Source organism: Bifidobacterium sp. ESL0682 (assembly GCF_029392815.1).
In the GTDB taxonomy this organism is placed as follows: Bacteria; Actinomycetota; Actinomycetes; order Actinomycetales; family Bifidobacteriaceae; genus Bifidobacterium.
In genome coordinates this window covers 1,015,380-1,035,737 of record NZ_CP113942.1, presented here as the reverse complement: position 1 = coordinate 1,035,737, position 20,358 = coordinate 1,015,380, and the positions used below count along the sequence as shown (strand labels likewise).

Genomic DNA, 20,358 nt, shown 5'->3' with positions numbered 1-20,358 from the left:
TTTGCATCAAAGAATAAAATACCGGTACGTGAGCCAGTTTAGCCACGTACCGGTATTTTTGAATTCTCGATTATTCCCTAATGGGGTTTCCGCTCAGTGGAAGAAGTGCCGGGTCCCGGTCAAATACATCGTGATGCCACGTTTTTGCGCTGCCTCGATCACTTCCTTATCGCGGATCGAACCTCCTGGCTGCACGATTGCTTTCACACCGGCATCAATCAGTGCTTCTGCACCATCTGCGAACGGGAAGAACGCGTCGGAGGCTGCGACGGAACCGCTGGAACGATTGGCTCCGTCGGCGAGCGTATTGGCTCGTTCTACGGCGAGATGACAGGAATCCACACGATTGACCTGACCCATGCCAATGCCCACAGTTGCTTCGTCATGTGCCAGTAATACGGCATTTGATTTCACGCAACGGATGGCTCTCCAGGCGAAGGCCAGATCCTTGAGTGTCTGCGCATCGGCTGCCTCTCCAGACACCAAGTTCCATGTTTCGACATGGTCTCCGGGAGCGTCGATCTTGTCAATGGATTGTACGAGGATGCCGCCATCAATCTGACGGAATTGAATATCGGTATGCGGACGTTGCTTCACCTTGAGAATGCGTAGGTTCTTCTTATGCGCTTTCAGCAGCTCCAGAGCCTCAGGCTCGTAATCCGGGGCGACGATTACCTCGGTGAAAATAGGACGTACATTCTGCGCCATTTCCAGAGTCACTGTCGTGTTGGCCGCGATGACACCACCATAAGCGCTCATCGGGTCGCAGGCATGTGCCTTGAGATGTGCTTCGGCCACGGTCTTGCCAATGGCGAGGCCACAGGGATTGTTGTGCTTGCACACGGCTACGGCGATTTGAGGGGCAAAGTCCCAAATAGCCCGCCATGCGGCATCGGCGTCAACATAGTTGTTGTAGCTCATGGGTTTGCCGCCCAGCTGCTCAGCGTGGGCGAATCCTGTCTGATCGAGCGCATCGACGTACAGGCTCGCCTGCTGGTGCGGATTCTCGCCATAACGGAGCTGATGTACGTAATCCCATGTACGTGTCATGTGTGCTGGGAACGACGCATTGCTGTCAGCCTTTTGGTTGGCTTGCTGTTGGATGTTCTCGACTGTCTGTGCCTCGCCTGTATTTGAGCTACTTTTGTCCAAACTACTTGGCTTGGTCCAATGATTGTGCGTCCACTCTGCGATGGTCGCGTCATAAGCCGCTGTAGTTTCGAATGCCTTTGCGGCCAGCCAATGGCGCTCCTCGAGCGAGAATCCTGTACCGTCGGCCACGCGTTGTGCGGCCAGCCCATATTCGGCTGGGTCGGTAACGACGGCCACGCTGGCACTGTTCTTTGCCGCCCCGCGAATCATTGAAGGGCCACCGATGTCGATTTTCTCGATGATATCGGCTGGCGATGCCCCCGAACGAACGGTATCGGCGAAGGGATACAGATTCACCACCACAAGATCAAAGGGCTTGATGCCGAGGGATTGAAGTTCCTGTTCTTGCGCCGGATTAGTCATATCGGCCAAGATGCCTGCATGAATATGCGGGTCCAGGGTTTTGACACGACCGCCGAGACTTTCAGGGAACCCGGTTACCTGTTCGACTTCGGTTACTGTGACACCTAGCTCGGCAAGGCGTTTTGCGGTCGAGCCGGTGGAGACGACTTCTGTGCCTGCTTTGACAAAGGCATCAGCTAAGCCCTCAATGCCTGTTTTGTCGTAAACCGAGACCAAAGCGCGCCGTATAGAACGGTTTGTGTCTGTCATCTGCTGCTCCCTAGTGGTTATGGTGAATTACAAAATCGTTATGGTTTCTCAGCGGCTGAGTCCATCGCCGTCTGTCCAATGCCATCGGTTGTTTCTGCTGAAACGGCAGTAATAGAATGGTCAGCCGAAGAATTATCGTCGCCTTGCATTGCATCTGCAGCATTGCGAGAGCGCAGATAGTCGAACAACATGCGCGATGCGAACACCAGTGCGATCACGACGACGGAAATGAGCCAAGCCAATGAGAATCCCAAGGTACTCGGCAAGCACACCACGCGAGACGATGCTATCGTATCGACACCAACATGTGCCAAACGGTGCTGCCCCAATGCTCCGGATGAAAGAGTGAACAGAATATTCATGACAATCGCCATCAAGCCACTGGTCAGGCAGAACGAGAGGATAGGATAAACAAATTGTCCGATCGTTTTGCCGACGTTGAACGCTTCATCAGGTTTGCCGGCTCCGATGGCGAAACAGCGGGGCAGGAACAGCTCAACGAGCGTAAGAAGGCATCCACAGACCAAGGGAATGGCCATCAGGCAAAGCCTGAGCGTGTCATTGGAAAGAGCTTGAGGAAATATGGCGAAAACCGGTACTGCAGGAAGACCCAAGGCATGGTCATGCCACAGCGAAAAACTGGCAAGGTCTCCGATGGAGAACCCACTGCCAAACAGCCACGAGAGCGCCCATAGACAAAGATTGGGCAGCCAACCCAGGGTGCATATCGTAGTCATAATGCGTGAGCCTGTTTGCATGTTCGCCAGGTTGAAGACTCGTACCATGGCGCTCTGATTGGTGACTGCCCAGACTATAACCGTTATCAAGCCGATGACGAGATAGCCAAGGATGAGAATCACTGCATTGAGCAACCCGAGTTTCAACGAATCTGACAAGCGTTTAGAGACATTGTCCGTGATGAATTTCCCGATGGTTTTCGTCATGGACGATCCAGGGATCGCACCTATCAAAAACCCAAGGGTGAAGAAGATTGCCGTCTTGGCAAGCACCATCCAAACGGGGTCTTCGAGCAACACGACGACGTTCTGGGTAAAAATCCACATAATGGCAACCCAGCTCAGCAATCCGGCTACATACGCTTTCGGACTGGTGGATAGCTTACGAGTCAGCCAGGCCACAAGCCATATCAACAATGCGGTCAGCAGCAGCGGAATGATGGTGACCGTAATTGAGCTGGCATGAAATCCTGCTCCCTGGCACAGCAAAGCCACTGCCAAAGTCAGCGAAACCGAAAAATTGGAAAGGGTTCCGCCGCCTTCTTCCATCGATATCATCAGCAGGGTGAGAGCCATGAACAGGCCTAGCGTGATCGTGAATATCATCGATCCGCCTAGGGCTATCACCAGCCCTTTCAACCATGGTCGCCGGCTTTTGCTCATGCCTGTGGGGTACCACCATTCACGATTTCGCGTAGCAACTGCGCTGCCTGCCCAGGAGTCTTACCGACAGGTATGCCTGCCTCTTCCAGTGCATTCTTCTTGTCTTGGGCTGTGCCCTTGCCTCCGGAGACAATCGCTCCAGCATGTCCCATCTGCTTACCTTCGGGGGCGGTGAAGCCGGCGATATAGGCGACGACGGGCTTGCTCATGTGTTCTTTGGCCCAAGCCGCAGCGTCCTGCTCAGCATTGCCGCCGATTTCGCCAATCATCATCACGGCTTTGGTGTTGTCATCGGCTTCGAACTGCTGCAACGCTTCAACCAGCGTCGTACCGACAATCGGATCGCCACCGACACCGAGACAGGCTGTAAAACCAATATCTGCGAGTTCGCCCATCAACTGATAGGTGAGTGTACCGGATTTGGAAACCAGACCGAGCGGACCGGAAGAGACGATGCCATCCGGGATGATACCAAGATTGATGCCTTTATCCGATGCGTCCGCAGATTCCGGAAGCTTCAACAGCCCCGGGCAGTTGGGGCCGATAATCCTGATGCCCTTCTGCAATGCCAGTTCCACACAGTAGGCTGTATCTGCCACCGGAATGCCTTCGGTAATGACCACAATGAGCTCAATATCGGCTTCAATGGCCTCGAGCATGGCGCTTTTGGCGAACCGTGGCGGCACGAAAATTACACTGGCTTTGGCGCCGGTGGCTTCCTTGGCCTCACTGCAAGTGGCGTAAACGGGAATGTTAAGATCCTTATCGGTCTCATCGATATGGAAGGTGACTTCCTGCCCCGCCTTGCGCGGATTGACACCGCCGACGATATGAGTGCCGGCATTGAGCATACGACCGGTATGGGTCATGCCTTGGTGCCCTGTCATACCTTGAACGATGACCGGTGCGTTGTCTTCGATAAACAGTGCCATATCAGTTGGTCTCCTTGCCAGGCTCCGCGAGTCTTGCCGCTTGTGCTGCTGCCTTCTCCATGGTGTCACTGACATGGATGTTCGGATTATCGGCGTCCTTGAGAATCTTCAGGCCCTCTTGAGCCGCATTGCCGTCGAAACGAACCACAATCGGCTTGGATGCATTCAGCTCATCAAGGGCTGCAAGAATGCCGCGGGCCACTTCATCGCATGCCGTGATACCACCGTAGACGTTAACAAACACCGATTCGACCTGTGGATCGGAAAGTACGATGGAAAGGCTGGTGCTCATGACTTCTGCTGAAGCACCTCCGCCAATATCGAGGAAGTTGGCAGGCTTGACGCCACTGCCCTGTTCCTCGCCGGCTCCGGAAACCGCGTCCAGAGAACTCATCACCAGTCCTGCCCCGTTGCCGATGACACCGACTTCGCCTTTGAGGTGGACATAATGCAAACCGTGCTGTTTGGCTCGCTCTTCGAAAAGATCAGTATGCGAAGTATCAGCGAAACGCTTCCAATCGTCATGACGGAATGCCGCGTTGTCGTCGAGCGAGATTTTCGCGTCGAGCGCGCAAAGCTTTTTGGTGGATTCGTCATCCGGATCGCCGATTTTGGCGAGAGGATTGATTTCCACCAGCGTTGCGTCATTGTCTTTGAAGCATTTCCACATCTTGAGCAGCACATCGGCAGCCTGATCGACATCGGCATGGTAGAAACCGATGGATTCAGCCATCTTGCGAGCAGCTTCGATATCAAAGTCCTCGAGGGCGCTGATATGCAGCCGCTTCACGGATTCAGGATGCTCTTTCGCAATCTCCTCGACTTCGGTACCACCGTTGGCAGTGGCCAGCACATCAAAATCTCGTGATGAACGATCCAGTGAAATGGAGACATAATACTCATGAAGTACGTTCTTGGCCTCGGCAACCAAGACACCGCTGACCTTGTGGCCCCGGATAGTCATCGGAAGAATCTGTTCCGATGAAAGAATGGCTTCGTCCTGGTCCTTGGCCAGTTTCACACCACCTGCTTGACCACGATGACCGGTACGAACCTGGGCCTTGATGACGCAAGGATAGCCTATCTTGTCAGCCGCTTCGGCAACTTCGTGCGAATTCTGAGCAAAGATACCGTGCGGCGTGTCAATCCCCTGCTCCTCAAGAAGCTGTCGTGCCTGATATTCATAGAGATCCATAGAATCCTCTTACTTGTTCGTTACTTCTTCTCAACTAGCATTCTTCGAATAAAGGCAGAAAGTCAGGCCGGCATCGTCATCAAAGAACTAATCGGCGAATCACCGAAGTCATCACGTCCGGAAAGCCCGATCAGCTCCATCACAAAGCTGAAACCGACGACCTCCCCACCGGCCTTAACAATCAGGTCGGCAGCAGCCTTAGCGGTGCCTCCAGTGGCCATCAAATCGTCGACAATAAGCACCTTGTCGCCAGGCTTGATGGCGTTCTTTTCGATTTCGACTGTTGCCTCGCCATATTCAAGGGAATAGCTCTGAGCCATCGTCTCAGGGGGCAATTTGCCGGCCTTGCGAACAGCAAGGAATCCCTTGCCCAATTGCGCCGCAAGTGGCGTACCGATCAGGAATCCTCGAGCCTCGAGACCGGCGACATAATCAAAGGAATCGGCAGGAACAGGCAAAGCCAGCTCAAGCGCCTTCATCAAGATGGAAAAACCGCGAGGATCAGCCAAAACAGGAATGAAGTCACGGAACAACACACCTTCCTTGGGGAATCCAGGAATGGTACGAATCAACGAGGCCACATATTGGGCGTCTTCAGCCCCTACCTTGTTGAGCCCTGTGAGGGTGATGTCCGAATGAGTCATGTGCCAAGCCTTTACTACTGCTGTTGTTGTCGGTGAATGAAACAGATGGTTGAGCGATGTATATCATACAACGCTCAAACAGGCCATCTGATCTGAAAAGTTGTTATTGTTCGGCGTCAGCCTTCTCGCCTGTTTCATCGCTGCCGTCTGTTGAAGCCTCATCCGTAGATTTTGAGTCTTCCTCATCGTTTGCTGAATCCACATCACTGTCAAACGGCTTCTGAGCTTCGTCATTCCCGTTGACTGAAGACTGACCGGTTGCATCTGTCTGCGCTTCAGAGGCCGAATCTTCGTCCTGCGGAGCAATCGGATTGCCGTCTTCATCGACCTCATCATCGTCGACGAAGGCCGGACGCACATAAGTCTTGCTGATGGCACGGAACGTGAAACGAAGCTTGGAACCCTCGGAATCGATGACGATTTCCTCGTACTTTTCATCGACTGAAACAACACTGCCGATAATACCGCCGATGGTCTGGACCAGCTGTCCGGGCTGAAGAGAAGCGCGGAAATCCTGAACTTTGCTCTGCTGCTGCTTCTGCTTACGTGACGACCACCACATCATGGCAACCATCAATACGATAAGAACTATAAGAAAAATTGAATTACTGCCACCGGGCACTTGGGACTCCCATCGAACGGATTTTCAGACGCCGGTCAGCTATATGACCAACTCTCTTACATACCTAACGTATCGGATTTTAGAATAACTTATTGACATCATCTTTAGGGACTAACCCCAAATGCTGCCATGCTTTTTCAGTCGCGACACGGCCTTTTGGCGTGCGCACAAGAAAACCTTCACGCACCAGATATGGCTCGCACACGGTTTCCACGGTTTCGGATTCCTCGCCGACCATTGCGGAAAGATTGTTGAGCCCGACGGGACCTCCATCGAAATTCTTGACGATGGCGTTGAGCACTGCCAAATCAAGACGGTCAAGGCCCTCCGAATCAATCTGATAGAGCTCAAGAGCTGCCTGAACGTCATCGGGTCCAATTAGATCGAGATCGTGCACAATCGCCCAATCACGTACTCGACGCAGAAGACGGTTGGCGATACGAGGTGTTCCTCGGCTACGCAAAGAAAGTTGTTTGGCACTGCCTTCAGCCAAGTTGATGCCCAGCACTCCGGCACTGCGTTCAATCAGTCGTTCAAGTTCCTCATGAGGATAGAAATCCAGGTGAGCGGTAAAACCGAAACGTGCCCGCAACGGCGACGGAAGCATGCCTTCGCGTGTGGTGGCTCCGATAACGGTGAAGCGTGGCAGGGTCAGTGGGATGGAAGACGCTCCTGGGCCTTTGCCGACCATCACGTCGACACGGAAATCCTCCATAGCGATGTACAGCAGCTCTTCGGCGGGACGGGGTAAGCGATGAATCTCATCGATGAAGAGCACCTCGCCTTCATCCAACGAACTGAGAATCGAGGCAAGATCGCCGGCATGCTGGATGGCCGGTCCCGAAGTCACACGAATCGGCACCTGCAATTCGTTCGCCACAATCATGGCCAACGTCGTCTTGCCGAGTCCTGGAGGGCCGGCAAGCAGAATATGGTCGGGCGGCACGTCACGTTTTCTTGCGGCGTCCAAAAACAGCTGCAATTGCGCCTTAAGCAGCGGCTGTCCGATAAAGCCTTCAAGCGCCCGAGGACGCAGTTCCTCGTCGCTAACCGGTTCATTGCCGATCGGTTCGGAAGAAATCATGCGCAGCGATTCCTCATCGGCGCCAATGTTGGACTGTGAAACCTGTGTTTCAGACATGATGATTTACCGCCCCCGATCCAAGGATGTCAGTGCCATTTTGAGAACATTAGGAATATCAGATGCAGCAAGAGGTGTCTTGATGCCATGTTCTTTGCAAACCGTGGTGACGGCATGCACCGCGTCGTTTTCGCGCCAGCCCAAGGAAACAAGTCCTTCGATGACCTGCATCGTGCCGTTGTCATAGTCAGGCTCGTCCGAGGCGTGTCCGCTTTCGATCTCATCGAGATTAATCGAGCCGCGAAGTTCAAGGATGATTTTCTGCGCGCCTTTTTTGCCGAGTCCCGGTGCCTTGGCCAATGCGGCAGCATCGCCATCCATCACCGTTTTTGCGAGCTTTTCTGGAGGCAGAGTGGAGAGCAGCGACAATGCCACGCGCGGGCCGATGCCGCTAACCTTCTGCAATTGAAGAAACATGCGCTTTGACGATTGAGACAAGAATCCGTAGAGTGCGATGGCATCCTGCGAAACATTAAGAGAAGTGAACACTTTGGCCTCTTGCCCACAATGCAATGCAGAAAGCTCGGTTGCCGGCATACGTACTTCGTAACCCACACCGTTCACATCGATGAGCGCGGCGTCAGATTCGACAGATTCGACCCTGCCGTTGAGCATTCCTATCATTCGTTACTCCCGCACTGTCTTGCCGCGGATTCCGGCAGCATATAGTTAACTGGCACTTGCGATCTTCGAAGACTTTCCATTCGCCCGCAAGCGATTTGGCCATAAGTCAGGTAAGACATTATCTGGTACCCAGAGTATTCGAACATCTGTTCGATACCTTACATGCCCCTATCGACGCTATGGCGTTTCTTGGCATGCTGCTGGGCCTTCGTCCATTGCCGTTGCGCCAAGGTGAGATGTTGCTCGCGTTCCCCACCCTGAAGCGCTCCTGAGGGCCTTAACGCGTGGCATATCGCCTGAGCAAGGGCATCAGCGGCATCGGCCGGCTGTGGAATTTCGTTCAGATTGAGGATCCGGGCGACCATACGCTCGACCTGTATCTTTTCCGCCCTGCCATTGCCAGTCACGGCCATTTTGGCTTCGGTAGGCGTGTGCAGGGCAACAGGGATACCACGTTGTGCCGCGGCAAGCATTGCCAGTCCTGCAGCCTGGGCGGTTCCAAGTACGGTATTGCGATTTTCCTGCGCGAACACGCGTTCAATGGAAACGGTATCGGGTGAAAACCTATCAATCTTGGCTACGAGCCCGTTATAGATGGCCAACAGACGCAGATCCTGCGAAATATGCGGGTCGCTGCGCACAACATCGACATGAACAAAAGAAAGCCGGCGCGATGCGTCGGCTTCAATCACACCGACCCCGCAACGTGTAAGCCCGGGGTCGACGCCAAGGATAATCACAGCAGCTTACTCCTCTGCAGCCAGCTGTTCCATGACCTCGTCAGAGGCCGTCCAGTTGCTGTAGATGTTCTGCACATCGTCGAGGTCATCGAGATTGTCGATGAGCTTGGAGACCTTCTGCGCATCCTCAAGGCTCAAATCCACTTCAGTCTTGGGAATCATCACCAAATCGGCCGAATCATAGTCGATGCTGGCCTTCTGCAGAGCCTCGCGCACCGCAACCATGTCTTCGGGAGCAGTGATGACGGTGTAGACCTCATCCTCGTCCTTGACATCCTCGGCACCGGCTTCGGCGGCGATTTCGAAAACCTTGTCATAATCGAGACCATCGGAAGGCACCACAATCTGGCCCTTGCGCTCGAAGTTGAAGCTTACGGAACCGGAGGTGGCCAATGAGCCGTTGCCCTTGGTCAGCGTAGAACGCACTTCGGCGGCCGCACGGTTGCGGTTGTCGGTGAGGCACTCGATGATGAGGCCCACGCCTGCGGGCGCATAGCCTTCGTAGTTGATGCTCTCGTAATCGGCGGCACCGGCTTCGGCACCGGATCCGCGCTTGATGGCGCGCTTGATGTTGTCGGCAGGCATCGAAGACTTCTTGGCCTTGACGATGGCATCATACAGTGTCGGATTGCCGTCGGGGTCGCCGCCGCCCAGACGTGCTGCGATTTCGATGTTCTTGATGAGTTTGGCGAACAGCTTGCCGCGCTTCGAATCAATGGCGGCCTTCTTGTTTTTAGTGGTCGCCCACTTGGAATGCCCTGACATATTGCTCCTAGCAGGTATACGAATACGTTAAACGTAACAATTTTAAAGCGGTTTCACGACAATACACGGGCGTAGACTTCCAAAACCCGGTCTGCCACCACAGGCCAATCGTATTGCTTGGACCTCTCAAAGCCCGATTGCTGTAGCCGTTCACGGCGTTGCGGATCATCGAGCAGAGAAAGAACCTGACGGGCGCAATCATGACCATCACCATTGGTGAACAACGCTGCATCACCACCACCCTGTGCGACCGCGGCGAAGGCATCCAAATCGCTGGAAACCACCGCACACGAAGCGGCCATGGCTTCCACCAAGACGATGCCGAAGCTCTCCCCTCCGGTCTGTGGCGCAACATAGACATCGAGCGATTTGTAGAACCGTGCCTTGTCTTTGTCGCTGATGCGCCCGAGGAACTCGAAACGCTTGGCCAACGTCCCGCTTGAATCAATCTTGCTCAGTATCTTCATGGCGTCCTGCTCGCCGGTTCCAGCGCACAGGAAACGTGCAGAAGGATACTGTTTGATGATGTCGTTTGCGGCGCGTGCAAAGATGGCAAATCCTTTGCGCGACTCCCCCATACGGCCCAGGAACCCAATGGTCGGTTCTTCCTTGGTCCCGAGCCAGGCAGATTTTGGCTCTGCATTGGCGAAGAACTTGCAATTGATGCCATTGGGAATGACATTATATTCGATGTTGCGCGGAGCATAATGATCGACCACCTTCTTGGCTGCATCAGAGACACAGATTCCCGCAGAAAGCGGCGACAAATACTTGCGCAAATATCCTTGGAAAATGCGCAATGCCAACGGATATGGATCAAATGCTGCATGGAATGTGCCCACAAACGGAGGATGATGATGCATCGTCAACGGTTTGTGGCTCAGCGACGGCGTTTCCGGCTCATGCAGATGAACGATGTCGAAATGCCCCTGTTTGACCCAACGACGGGTGCGTGGGCCGACGAAGCCGAAATAGCTCAGGCGTGCAACCGATCCGTTATAGGGAATGGAGAACGAGGAATCGTTGGTCGTCACCCAAAGCGGCATGTCCCGCGTGCGTCGGCCGGGTGCCAATACCGATACCTTGTGCCCGCGCTTCATCAGTTCTTCGGCGAAATCCCTGATATGGAACTGCACGCCGCCTGGCGTTTCGAATGAGTACGGAGAAATGATTCCGACATTCAGTTTTCTGCCATGAAGCGGGTCGGGATGCTGACTGGTTTCATTGGATTCTACATACGACATGATTCTTCATTCTGTCATAGATGCCGTATTTCGACATGCATTTCCATCAGTGACGGCAATCATGGAAACGTGTAGACTTACTTTATTTTGTTGGTTTGCTGATTTTCGATAATTCGGCCTTGACATCTTCAGGGACATCTTTAAGCCGTGACATATCCAGATCTTCGATGAAAATCGGCTGGAGCATGTGCCAATCTTCTGGATGCGCTGAAATGTCACGGCTCCACACATCCACCCAGGCCTGGCTGATGGCGTGAATGGCCTCTTCACGCGGCAAATCGCGAAATCGATCGATATCCACTGGTGCGCTGATGTCGACGACATAACCATAGCCGATGCCGGCCTTGCGCCTGGCTTCGCCGTGCAACTTCTCGCGGAACATATTGACCACGAATAACGGCTTTCCGGTATCAAGCGCCAATGTGGCGGGCCCGCGTGCCACCCTGATGGTGGAGCCGAAAGCATGAACGAACTCACCGTGACGGCTCAGATCCCGATCGGCGAGCAACGGCACCAAAACGTGCGGCTTGGCCAGAGCATCTTCCAGCTGCTCGATGAGATGGGGCTGACCGGTAAGCAGCACGGTGATATCCATGCGTTTACGTATCTCGATGAATGTATCCAGCAGCTTTTTGTTGGCGAGTCGTTCAGCCGTCACCGTTACCGGCGCGAGAACATTGGCGGCAAGAAATCCCTCGTAATCCCAGTTGCCCTGATGGCTGATGGCCATGGGCGCACTGCCTGGATTGTCATGTACCAGTTCCTTACAGATTGGCAGACCGGGGCCGATCGGTCTGGCACGTGCGAGTAATCGTTCGTCAGAATGGCCTCCGACAGTCATGGCTTCGGCAAAGTAGGTGAAATACGAGCGCATACCGCGGTGGCTTGCTTTACGCAGATCCTTTTTGAAACTGACCCATCACGCGATTCAAGGACATGACGAAGATTGCGTTCGAGTTGTTTCACTCCCCGATATGCAGCAACCAGCAGATGTCTGCAGCTAAAAGAAAAAGGCCTCGCAACAATGGTTCGGGAACAATTCTTGGGTGTTTGGCCAGAAATACGAGGAAATTATCGAACATGTTGGTAAGGGTCTTTCAGGTGTGTATGGAGCGCTGACGGTAGGCCGGTCAGTTGAATCAATTACTGAAATACATCAGGTAAATCTCAGGCAGACCGGTCAACAAGCAAATGGCTATACAAAAACCTGTCTCGCATTCCAAGGAGAAATGTAAGACAGGTTTTGCGACAATCAGATTGCTCCGTCGGCTTTCATCTGCCTACGTACTTCAAAGATACGTTGGAACACGGTAATTGTTCCTAATATGGCCAGAATGACGATAAACGCCATAAGCCACCTTACGTCGCCGATAATGCCGGTCAATAACATGCCAACGAGGATGATGACGAGGCGGTCGCTTCTTGTAGCGATACCGTTTTTGGCCTCATAACCCACTGATTCTGCGCGGGCACGTGCATAGGAGGTGACGAATGAGGTCATCATCGCATACATCGACGCTCCGATGCCGATCCAGCCAATGATATCGTCCATATCGATGGAGCCGGACGCGATCGACATGCCGCCGTGCAACAGGAAATAAAGCACTACAGCGAAAAGAACAGCCCAGTCGGCGATGCGGTCGAGCGTTGAATCAAGGAATGCACCGAATTTGGTGCCTCCCGTGGTCAACGCCGCGACCGAGCCGTCGAGTGAATCGAATGCCGCAAGGATAGCCATAAGTATGGAACCAGGGATGAGCCAGCCGGTGATTCCCGTGGCGATGGCCACGATAATCGTGCCGATGGCTCCGACGATGGTCACCGCGTTCGCCGTGAATCCCATCGCCACTAACAGCTTGGCTAGCGGCGCGATAAGGCGTTTGAACGGTGGTCGTAGTTTCTCAAGCATACTTACGCTTTTCCTCGGCGGTTTTCTTTTGTCTTATAACTTATTGGATCGTTACTTGGTCGCTTCAGCGAAATCCTCGGCGTTGTTGACCTGGGCGCGAGACTTGATGACCTTGAGAATATCGGCCTTGGCCTCATCGACGGGCACGCCGTTAAGCTGGCTGCCGTCACGGAAACGGAAGCTGACCGCGTTCTTGTTGACATCATCCTCGCCGACAATCAGCGTGAACGGCACCTTGGACTTGGAGGCATTGCGAATCTTCTTGCCGAAACGATCGTCAGAGGTGTCCATCTCGCAGCGCACCGTTTCCTGAGTCAGGGAGTCGATGAACTTCTGCAGATGCGGCGCGAACTCGTCGGCCACCGGGATGCCCGTGACCTGAACCGGAGCGAGCCAGACCGGGAATGCACCGGCATAGTGCTCGAGCAGGATGGCGAAGAAACGCTCTATGGAGCCGAACAGGGCGCGGTGAATCATCACCGGGCGCTGATGGGTACCGTCCTTGGCGATGTACTCGAGCTTGAAGCGCTCGGGCAGGTTGAAGTCGAGCTGAATGGTCGAGACCTGCCAGGTACGGCCGATGGCGTCGCGTGCCTGCACGGAGATCTTCGGGCCGTAGAATGCAGCCCCACCCGGATCGGCCACGAGGTCAAGGCCAGAGTCTTCGGCCACTTCGCGCAACGTGTCCGTCGCCTCCGTCCAGATCTCGTCGGAGCCCACGAACTTCTTCTCGTCCTTGGTGGAGAGCTCGAGATAGAAGTCGTTGAGACCGTAATCCTTCAGCACCTGCAGCACGAAGTTCAGAATGGACTTGAGCTCGCCCTTCATCTGGTCGCGGGTGCAATAAATGTGGGAGTCATCCTGCGTCAAGCCACGCACTCGGGTCAGTCCGTGGACCTCGCCGCTCTTCTCATAGCGGTAGACGGTGCCGAACTCGAAGAGGCGCAGCGGCAGTTCCTTGTAGGAGCGCTGGCGGGACTTGAAGATGAGGTTGTGCATCGGGCAGTTCATCGGCTTCAGGTAGTAGTCGAAGCCCTGCTTGGTGACGTTGCCGTTCTCGTCTACTTCCTCATCGAGATGCATCGGGGGAACATGCCGTCCTTGTACCACTGCAGGTGGCCACTAGTCTCGTAGAGGCCGCCCTTGGTGATGTGAGGGGTCTGCACGAAGCTGTAGCCGGCCTTGCGGTGCATCTCGCGGGAGTAATCCTCCATAGCGTTGATGATCGCGCCGCCCTTCGGATGGAAGACGGGCAGGCCAGGTCCGATCTCCTCCGGGAAGGAGAAGAGATCCATCTCGGCGCCGAGCTTGCGGTGGTCGCGCTTGGCCGCTTCTTCCATACGTGCCTGATAGGCCTTCAAATCTTCCTTGGAAGCCCAGGCCGTGCCATAGATGCGCTGCATCGACGGGTTGTGCTCGTCGCCAAGCCAGTAAGCAGCGGCGGTACGTTCCAGCTTGAACGCCTTGATATAACGGGTGTTAGGCAGGTGCGGGCCTTGGCAGAGATCTTTCCAAACGACATTGCCATCACGGTCAAGGTTGTCGTACATCGTGATTTCGCCCTGATTCGGCACTTCCGTGCCGACGGTCTCGTCGATGTCTTCCTTCTTCTTGCCGATGAGCTCCAGCTTGTAAGGCTGGTCGGCCTCTTCGGCCTTCGCCTCGTCCTCGCTGACCACACGACGGCGGAACGACTGGGAAGACTTGATGATGCGCTTCATGCGCTTGTCGATTTCCTTCAGATCATCGGGAGTGAAGGGCTTGTCGACGTCAAAATCATAGTAGAAGCCATTTTCGATGGCCGGACCGATGCCGAGTTTGGCATCCGGACGAATCTCCTGAACCGCCTGTGCCATGACGTGCGTAGCGGAATGGCGCATGATCGCCAAGCCGTCCTCGCTGTCCAAAGCGATGGGTTCGACGGCATCGCCGTCGTGAAGCGGAGTGTAAAGGTCACGTGGCTTGCCATTGAGACGGACGGCGATGATGTTCTTGTCATCGGCGAAAAGATCGGTGCCGGTCTGAGTGGCTTCCACCTCCTTTGCCGTGCCGTTGAGTGTGATGGAGATGGTTTGTTCAGCCATGGTATAGTGTCCTTTGCTTTCAGGGCCCGCGTTACTAGGGGCAGGCCTGGACGGTAATCAACGTATCTTAGGTTATGAGACGACACAGACATAGGAAATGCCAATAAAACTGCTGGATGCCCGCAAAGGAAACTTGGGACATACGACGTTCCGGTACACTTTCACGCTATGGGTTCCTAATATTCTGTTCAAGCGCGGCTAAGACCTGCATCACTCGTTATGGATTAGCGCACTGATTATGCTCGACGCTCTTTTGGAGACCAGAAGCACTAGAACAATAATGTATGAAGCCTGCATCATACTTCGATGCTATCAGAAATGGAAATAAATAAAGAGAGCGGACAACGGGACTCGAACCCGCGCTCTCGACCTTGGCAAGGTCGCGCTTTACCAACTAAGCTATGTCCGCAAAGACAACAGAGAGAAAATATACAGGCACATGGCTCATCTTGCAAATCATCGGCGCGTTGCGTGAAAGAGCCATCCATTTATTCAAACAACCACAGATGTGCGCCCACACGATTACCTCTCAATTACCTCTTAAGTTGTCGAACGCATCATACCTAAAAAATCTGCAGAGACAAGACTTGTGATATGAGTGTCGTTATTACGACTGTGAAGACCTGCCTCAGATACATCACAATGAACGCAGGAAATATTTCCCGGTCAAACGTGAGGCCACCAACATGGTGTTATTGCCCATCTCACGCCAGCCATCATTTGCATCCTGACGGAATCCGGAACTTGCGACCAATACCCCTAACCCTTGGTTCTTGCCGTCTCTGATATCGCGGAAACGCATGACTGAGTAGTCGTCACCTTGACCAGTCCAACCATAATCATTGTAGAATTTCGTGATCTCCGGCAAGGTCTTTCCTCCATGGACGGCCTGAACGGCAACCATCTCCTCGGCATCACGCACAATGCAGTTGTAACTTGAGTCTGGATATGTTTCTCGCATCTTTGCTACAGCATGCAATACCGCATCGCTGAGATTCATGCCCTGACGGGTATACCCCACGATGACTGCGAAAAAGATTGCCGAATCGCTGTGGACGCTGATGGATTCGACAATGTCGCGATCTACTTCAAAATCAGGATTATCGAGAACAGTGACATTGTCGGCGTCGACGATATGGCCATTGTGGATGAAGTCAATACCATCAAACGCAAACGGCTGCTGATTCTCCATGACCCCGGCAATGCCTGGGCTCCCCACCGGAAATGCCACAATGCCGATTGTGCGGGCACAGCGGCTAAAGAGGAAAACATCGAATCGGCATAGGCGGCAATCGTGGTGTGGTAGGTACGTTCCTCCGACAATTGGGATATGCCGTCACCTGCGCAACCTTTCAGAGACAGGCCCCAGCCGTCCTTATGAATCTCACTGAGCCTGCGAAAATCCGCGGTATCGGTATCCCCCAGAATATCTTGCAAACTCAATTGAGCTGCATTGACGCAATATCCAAGCAATCTGCACATGGCTGCCAACTATAATTGCATTGTTCGAAAAGATGCCCGCTCAGGGCAGAATTAACCTGCCAGGCTTTCCTGCCACAAGATGTCAGCAGCTCGATAGCATCCGAAATAGGCACAAAACGGAATTATCACGCTTATTGTCTTGTCAATGCTGTTCGACTTCTTTAGGCTTTCGATACAAGTCAGGTTCTACATAGATTTCAAAACGATAGAACGGCAAGGCCTTGCGTACGGCGGATTCGATTTTGTTGATGGTTTCGACATCGTAATCACGGTCGAGCTTGGAGGTCTGCACCTTCAGGCACAGCAGAATGTCGTCTTCGGCCATATGCATGGCTTGCATGTTAATCAACCGGTCGACGCCTGGCGTTTCTTCGACTGCTTGACGTATACGGTCGACCATCACCGGTTCCACCGCTTCGCCGATAAGCAACGAACCTGATTTGAAGCCCAGCGCAACGGCACCAACAATCAAGATGATGCCTACGCACAGGCCGCCTACAGCATCCCAGAGCTCATCACCGGTAATCAGAGCCATCACCATGCCCGCTCCTGCGAACACCAGCCCTACCAGCGCAAGGGTGTCTTCCATCATCACCGAGGCAAGCTCCGCGCTTTTAGTGTTGCGCCAGAACGTGAACAGACGCATATGGCCGACCTGCAATCGTTCCATACGCTCGCGGGCTTCGTGAATCGAGGTGTGCAAGCCATAGCCTTCCAGACAGGCGGATACAACGATAACCGCCAAGGAAGCCAGCAATTCAACGGATTCGACACTCCTCGGCAACGACCCATTGCTCAATCCGACAAGTTTTTCAAAGCTCTGTGAAGATGAGAACCAGCCGCCAACGAAGAACAACAAGGTTGCCACAAGGAACGAAGCAAGATATTTGGCACGATACAGACCGAAAGGATGGTCCTTGTCCGATTTCGCGGCGGCCTTGCCGCCAACCATGAGCACCAATTCGTTGGCGCAATCCGCCACGGAATGGACGGCCTCTGAAAGCATCGCCGATGAGCCGGTGAACACAGCGGCGAGTCCTTTGGCGACCGCCACTCCGACATTCGCCAACAACGCCGTCTTTACCGAAGCACTTGCCATATTCTATTCCTTGCTCGTCAACGAATAATAAACTATTGATTCTGATTGTAGATAGAAACACTGACCCATAGGATGAATAAGTGGTGAAAAATAAATAAGAACAAAAAAGAAAAACGTGGGTGATGCTGGAATCGAACCAGCGACCCCTTCCGTGTGAGGGAAGTGCGCTAACCGCTGCGCTAATCACCCGATCAACATTCAATTATGAAACAAAAACCGGAGTTTCCTCCGGTCTTCGTGGGCGATACAAGATTCGAACTTGTGACCCCTTCCGTGTCAGGGAAGTGCGCTAGCCTCTGCGCCAACCGCCCAGGTTGTTTGGAATCAGAACTTCCGTTCATCTTCCGAGGTGGGTACGAGAGTCGAACTCGTCTATACGGCTTTGCAGGCCGCTGCCTAACCGATTGGCTAACCCACCGTAAGGTTCGTTTACAACTCCTCGGACCTAGAGCGGACAACGGGACTCGAACCCGCGCTCTCGACCTTGGCAAGGTCGCGCTTTACCAACTAAGCTATGTCCGCAAAGCTTTAATGTGGAGAACCACACCGAAGCACGAGAGATAACTATATACGCTCTCCGTACTTTTGACAACTCTTGCGTGTCGCGCGGGAATATCAACGTTTTTGTGTTTATGAGACACAATCGCCTGTTTCCCTAAATATCTTGTTTCTACTCTGGTAGGCGAAACTCATTCACCAATGGCATAAGGCCTCAGATTTCAAGGTTTTCACAGGCTACATTAGAACACATGACAACGGAAGCGAAATCGTCGAAGCCCATTATGGTCTGCGCCTTCGAAGGCTGGAATGACGCCAGCCAGGCGGCGACCAATGTAATCCGCCATCTGATAGCCAATTATGAATCACGGGAAATCAGGCACATCCGCACCGACAGCTATTACGATCTGCAGGCAGCCCGCCCCATGATCTGCCATGTCACTGGCCAGCCTCGCATCATCTGGCCGCAGACGACCTTCTATGAAATCACCATTGAACCCGGCGTGCGCCTCTACGCGCAAATCGCGCCCGAACCCAATTACCGTTGGATTGATTATTGCCGCAGCAGCCTACGCATTGCCGATGAACTTGACGTCAGTGAAATCGTCACGTTGGGCTCAATGTTCGCCGATTGCCCGCACACCCGTCCGTTGCCAGTTGATGAATCAGCACTGAGACGGGGCGAATCAAGCATCCGCGGCGGCGCGGTAAAAGATTCGGCAACCCACAACAACGGCCGTAACCCCTATGACGGCCCTGTAGGTATCCCTACCGTGCTGGATATGGTAGCCGAGCAGGAAGGATTCGATACCAATTCGATGTGGGTATGTGTGCCGCAATATCTTGCCGGAGACGAGTGCCCACAGGGAACACTGCAAATACTCAGCAGACTTTCCAAGATTCTGGGTGTCCAGCTCAATACCGGAACCTTGCCACAGCAGGCTGTGGAATGGAAAGCACAGGCTGACGTACTTTCCAACTGCAATGACGATCTAAAGAGCTATATTCGCCACCTTGAGACGAACTATGACCTCGACCAGCAACTCAACCAGCTAGGCGATGGAACAGTGCCACGAGGCGATGAGATTGCACAGGAAGCCGAGGAATTTCTCTCGCACATCGAAGACTAAACCATTTCCAGTCTTTGCTCACTGACAAGCAGCTAGATTTTCTGGAATGGTAAAGGCGCCTGGCAATCATTGATTGCCAGGCGCCTTTACCATTCCGATTTTACTCAATCTTCATAAAATTAAGCAATTTGCGCTGTGTCAGATTGATGCAATAACCGGCTGAATCGCCGCTGCAACAGCCTGAGCCGCCGCTGGTGACGCCTGAAGTACGCCGGCAATCAGAAGAATCGCGACTACCACGGCAATGGCGATACGATAAATCGCAAAAGCCTTGTATGAGAACGTTGAAACGAATTTCAAGAACGCGATAATAACAAAATAGCCGACAATGAAGCTGACGACCATCGCTGCCAATGTCGCGCCCCAGCCCGGGAAATTCGGTTCGCTTTGGTAGTTTCCTACGGCCTTGACCGTCTCCAGAATGCCTGAACCGAAAACGGCCGGAATGGCCATGATGAAGCTGACGCGAACCGCGTCTTCACGCGTATAACCCATCGCACGACCGAAGGTGATGGTGCCACCAGAACGGGAAACGCCAGGGATGAGCGCCAGCATCTGGCCGACACCGAAAAGCAGCGCGTCCTTCCAGTTCATTTCTCTGACGGTTTTACGTTCGGGCGACCTCGCATCGACCACCCACAGAAGGATGCCGAACAGCAGGAGCACAGTGACGGTAATCCAGAGGTTGCGCAACGTGGTCTCGATGGTTCTCTGGAACAACAGACCGGCAACAAGGATTGGGATGGTGCCGATGATGATGTACCAGCCGAAGGTGGCGTCGCGGTCGCCTTTGCCGAGCCGGGACTTCAGGTCTGTGCCATGATGACCGAACAAACAGCCGAACCAATGCGAAAGAATGTTGACGATGTCACGACGGAAATAGAGGATGACTGCAAGTTCGGTACCCAACTGGATGATGGCCGTGAACGCTGCTCCCGGATCGGAGTGCAGCATCAGTTCGCCGACGATTCGGATATGCGCGCTCGAAGACACCGGCAGATATTCGGTAAGCGCCTGGACCAGTCCCAAAACGATGGCTTGGAAGAAATTCATAATCCCTCTTTGTGCGTATCCTCACCGTAGAA

Annotated in this window: 17 protein-coding genes, 5 tRNA genes and 1 pseudogene; 1 reads left to right on the top strand and 22 read right to left on the bottom strand. The window is 53.6% G+C overall.

The annotated features are described in order from the left end of the window. Window positions 1-93: 93 nt before the first annotated feature. From purH to OZX57_RS04290, 21 genes and pseudogenes are all read right to left on the bottom strand, one after another. Complete coding sequence (gene purH, locus OZX57_RS04390) at window positions 94-1,764, bottom strand: bifunctional phosphoribosylaminoimidazolecarboxamide formyltransferase/IMP cyclohydrolase (protein ID WP_277162864.1); 1,671 nt, start codon at window positions 1,762-1,764, stop codon at window positions 94-96. Window positions 1,765-1,802: 38 nt separating this feature from the next. Continuing rightward, on the bottom strand, window positions 1,803-3,140 hold the full coding sequence (locus OZX57_RS04385; RefSeq protein ID WP_277162863.1) for a DUF6350 family protein: 1,338 nt from the start codon (window positions 3,138-3,140) through the stop codon (window positions 1,803-1,805). A 20-nt stretch (window positions 3,141-3,160) separates the two neighbouring features. Next, window positions 3,161-4,096, bottom strand: coding sequence for a succinate--CoA ligase subunit alpha (sucD, locus tag OZX57_RS04380; protein ID WP_277162862.1), 936 nt, complete (start codon window positions 4,094-4,096; stop codon window positions 3,161-3,163). A 1-nt stretch (window position 4,097) separates the two neighbouring features. Next, entirely contained in the window at window positions 4,098-5,291 is a 1,194-nt protein-coding gene (sucC, locus tag OZX57_RS04375) for an ADP-forming succinate--CoA ligase subunit beta (RefSeq protein WP_277162861.1), read from the bottom strand. Between the two features lie 62 nt (window positions 5,292-5,353). Beyond that, window positions 5,354-5,935, bottom strand: a complete 582-nt coding sequence (locus OZX57_RS04370; protein ID WP_277162860.1) for an adenine phosphoribosyltransferase — start codon at window positions 5,933-5,935, stop codon at window positions 5,354-5,356. Window positions 5,936-6,038: 103 nt separating this feature from the next. Beyond that, window positions 6,039-6,557 carry a preprotein translocase subunit YajC gene (yajC, locus tag OZX57_RS04365; RefSeq protein WP_277162859.1) on the bottom strand — a complete coding sequence of 173 codons (519 nt, stop codon included), beginning with the start codon at window positions 6,555-6,557 and terminating at the stop codon, window positions 6,039-6,041. A 79-nt stretch (window positions 6,558-6,636) separates the two neighbouring features. Then, window positions 6,637-7,698, bottom strand: a complete 1,062-nt coding sequence (gene ruvB / locus OZX57_RS04360) for a Holliday junction branch migration DNA helicase RuvB (RefSeq protein ID WP_277162858.1) — start codon at window positions 7,696-7,698, stop codon at window positions 6,637-6,639. Between the two features lie 6 nt (window positions 7,699-7,704). Next, window positions 7,705-8,322, bottom strand: coding sequence for a Holliday junction branch migration protein RuvA (gene ruvA / locus OZX57_RS04355; RefSeq protein WP_277162857.1), 618 nt, complete (start codon window positions 8,320-8,322; stop codon window positions 7,705-7,707). Window positions 8,323-8,480: 158 nt separating this feature from the next. Continuing rightward, on the bottom strand, window positions 8,481-9,062 hold the full coding sequence (gene ruvC, locus OZX57_RS04350; protein ID WP_277162856.1) for a crossover junction endodeoxyribonuclease RuvC: 582 nt from the start codon (window positions 9,060-9,062) through the stop codon (window positions 8,481-8,483). A gap of 6 nt (window positions 9,063-9,068) precedes the next feature. Further along, window positions 9,069-9,827 (bottom strand): YebC/PmpR family DNA-binding transcriptional regulator, encoded by a 759-nt coding sequence (locus OZX57_RS04345; RefSeq protein ID WP_277162855.1) that lies wholly within the window; start codon window positions 9,825-9,827, stop codon window positions 9,069-9,071. Window positions 9,828-9,880: 53 nt separating this feature from the next. Further along, the gene (locus OZX57_RS04340) at window positions 9,881-11,071 is read right to left on the bottom strand and encodes a glycosyltransferase family 4 protein (RefSeq protein ID WP_277162854.1); all 1,191 of its coding nucleotides are present in this window, start codon (window positions 11,069-11,071) and stop codon (window positions 9,881-9,883) included. 82 nt (window positions 11,072-11,153) lie between these two features. Further along, window positions 11,154-11,945 (bottom strand): phosphatidylinositol mannoside acyltransferase, encoded by a 792-nt coding sequence (locus OZX57_RS04335; RefSeq protein WP_277162853.1) that lies wholly within the window; start codon window positions 11,943-11,945, stop codon window positions 11,154-11,156. Window positions 11,946-12,323: 378 nt separating this feature from the next. Then, a complete protein-coding gene (locus tag OZX57_RS04330) occupies window positions 12,324-12,980 on the bottom strand; it encodes a CDP-alcohol phosphatidyltransferase family protein (RefSeq protein ID WP_277162852.1) in 657 nt (218 codons plus the stop codon). Between the two features lie 51 nt (window positions 12,981-13,031). Beyond that, a pseudogene (gene thrS, locus OZX57_RS04325) lies at window positions 13,032-15,064 on the bottom strand (threonine--tRNA ligase). Window positions 15,065-15,400: 336 nt separating this feature from the next. Then, window positions 15,401-15,473 (bottom strand) — tRNA-Gly (locus tag OZX57_RS04320). Between the two features lie 228 nt (window positions 15,474-15,701). Beyond that, complete coding sequence (locus OZX57_RS04315) at window positions 15,702-16,256, bottom strand: hypothetical protein (protein ID WP_277162851.1); 555 nt, start codon at window positions 16,254-16,256, stop codon at window positions 15,702-15,704. Window positions 16,257-16,688: 432 nt separating this feature from the next. Next, window positions 16,689-17,645 carry a cation diffusion facilitator family transporter gene (locus tag OZX57_RS04310; protein ID WP_277162850.1) on the bottom strand — a complete coding sequence of 319 codons (957 nt, stop codon included), beginning with the start codon at window positions 17,643-17,645 and terminating at the stop codon, window positions 16,689-16,691. A gap of 116 nt (window positions 17,646-17,761) precedes the next feature. Then, window positions 17,762-17,834 (bottom strand) — tRNA-Val (locus OZX57_RS04305). A gap of 49 nt (window positions 17,835-17,883) precedes the next feature. Continuing rightward, window positions 17,884-17,956 (bottom strand) — tRNA-Val (locus OZX57_RS04300). A 36-nt stretch (window positions 17,957-17,992) separates the two neighbouring features. After that, window positions 17,993-18,063 (bottom strand) — tRNA-Cys (locus tag OZX57_RS04295). A gap of 31 nt (window positions 18,064-18,094) precedes the next feature. After that, window positions 18,095-18,167 (bottom strand) — tRNA-Gly (locus tag OZX57_RS04290). Window positions 18,168-18,394: 227 nt separating this feature from the next. On the opposite strand from OZX57_RS04290, the gene OZX57_RS04285 reads away from it, so the two are divergent. Beyond that, window positions 18,395-19,273 (top strand): PAC2 family protein, encoded by an 879-nt coding sequence (locus tag OZX57_RS04285; RefSeq protein WP_277162849.1) that lies wholly within the window; start codon window positions 18,395-18,397, stop codon window positions 19,271-19,273. A 138-nt stretch (window positions 19,274-19,411) separates the two neighbouring features. On the opposite strand, the gene uppP is transcribed toward OZX57_RS04285, so the two are convergent. After that, entirely contained in the window at window positions 19,412-20,326 is a 915-nt protein-coding gene (gene uppP / locus OZX57_RS04280) for an undecaprenyl-diphosphatase UppP (RefSeq protein WP_277162848.1), read from the bottom strand. Between the last annotated feature and the right edge of the window lie 32 nt (window positions 20,327-20,358).

Bases quoted from the DNA above. Each gene is read 5' to 3' on its own strand.
- OZX57_RS04330 (WP_277162852.1), bottom strand. From the start codon at position 12,980: ATGCTTGAGAAACTACGACCACCGTTCAAACGCCTTATCGCGCCGCTA.
- OZX57_RS04335 (WP_277162853.1), bottom strand. From the start codon at position 11,945: ATGCGCTCGTATTTCACCTACTTTGCCGAAGCCATGACTGTCGGAGGC.
- sucC (WP_277162861.1), bottom strand. From the start codon at position 5,291: ATGGATCTCTATGAATATCAGGCACGACAGCTTCTTGAGGAGCAGGGG.
- OZX57_RS04345 (WP_277162855.1), bottom strand. From the start codon at position 9,827: ATGTCAGGGCATTCCAAGTGGGCGACCACTAAAAACAAGAAGGCCGCC.
- purH (WP_277162864.1), bottom strand. From the start codon at position 1,764: ATGACAGACACAAACCGTTCTATACGGCGCGCTTTGGTCTCGGTTTAC.
- uppP (WP_277162848.1), bottom strand. From the start codon at position 20,326: ATGAATTTCTTCCAAGCCATCGTTTTGGGACTGGTCCAGGCGCTTACC.
- ruvB (WP_277162858.1), bottom strand. From the start codon at position 7,698: ATGTCTGAAACACAGGTTTCACAGTCCAACATTGGCGCCGATGAGGAA.
- sucD (WP_277162862.1), bottom strand. From the start codon at position 4,096: ATGGCACTGTTTATCGAAGACAACGCACCGGTCATCGTTCAAGGTATG.
- OZX57_RS04370 (WP_277162860.1), bottom strand. From the start codon at position 5,935: ATGACTCATTCGGACATCACCCTCACAGGGCTCAACAAGGTAGGGGCT.
- OZX57_RS04340 (WP_277162854.1), bottom strand. From the start codon at position 11,071: ATGTCGTATGTAGAATCCAATGAAACCAGTCAGCATCCCGACCCGCTT.
- ruvA (WP_277162857.1), bottom strand. From the start codon at position 8,322: ATGATAGGAATGCTCAACGGCAGGGTCGAATCTGTCGAATCTGACGCC.
- OZX57_RS04310 (WP_277162850.1), bottom strand. From the start codon at position 17,645: ATGGCAAGTGCTTCGGTAAAGACGGCGTTGTTGGCGAATGTCGGAGTG.
- OZX57_RS04315 (WP_277162851.1), bottom strand. From the start codon at position 16,256: ATGGAGAATCAGCAGCCGTTTGCGTTTGATGGTATTGACTTCATCCAC.
- OZX57_RS04285 (WP_277162849.1), top strand. From the start codon at position 18,395: ATGACAACGGAAGCGAAATCGTCGAAGCCCATTATGGTCTGCGCCTTC.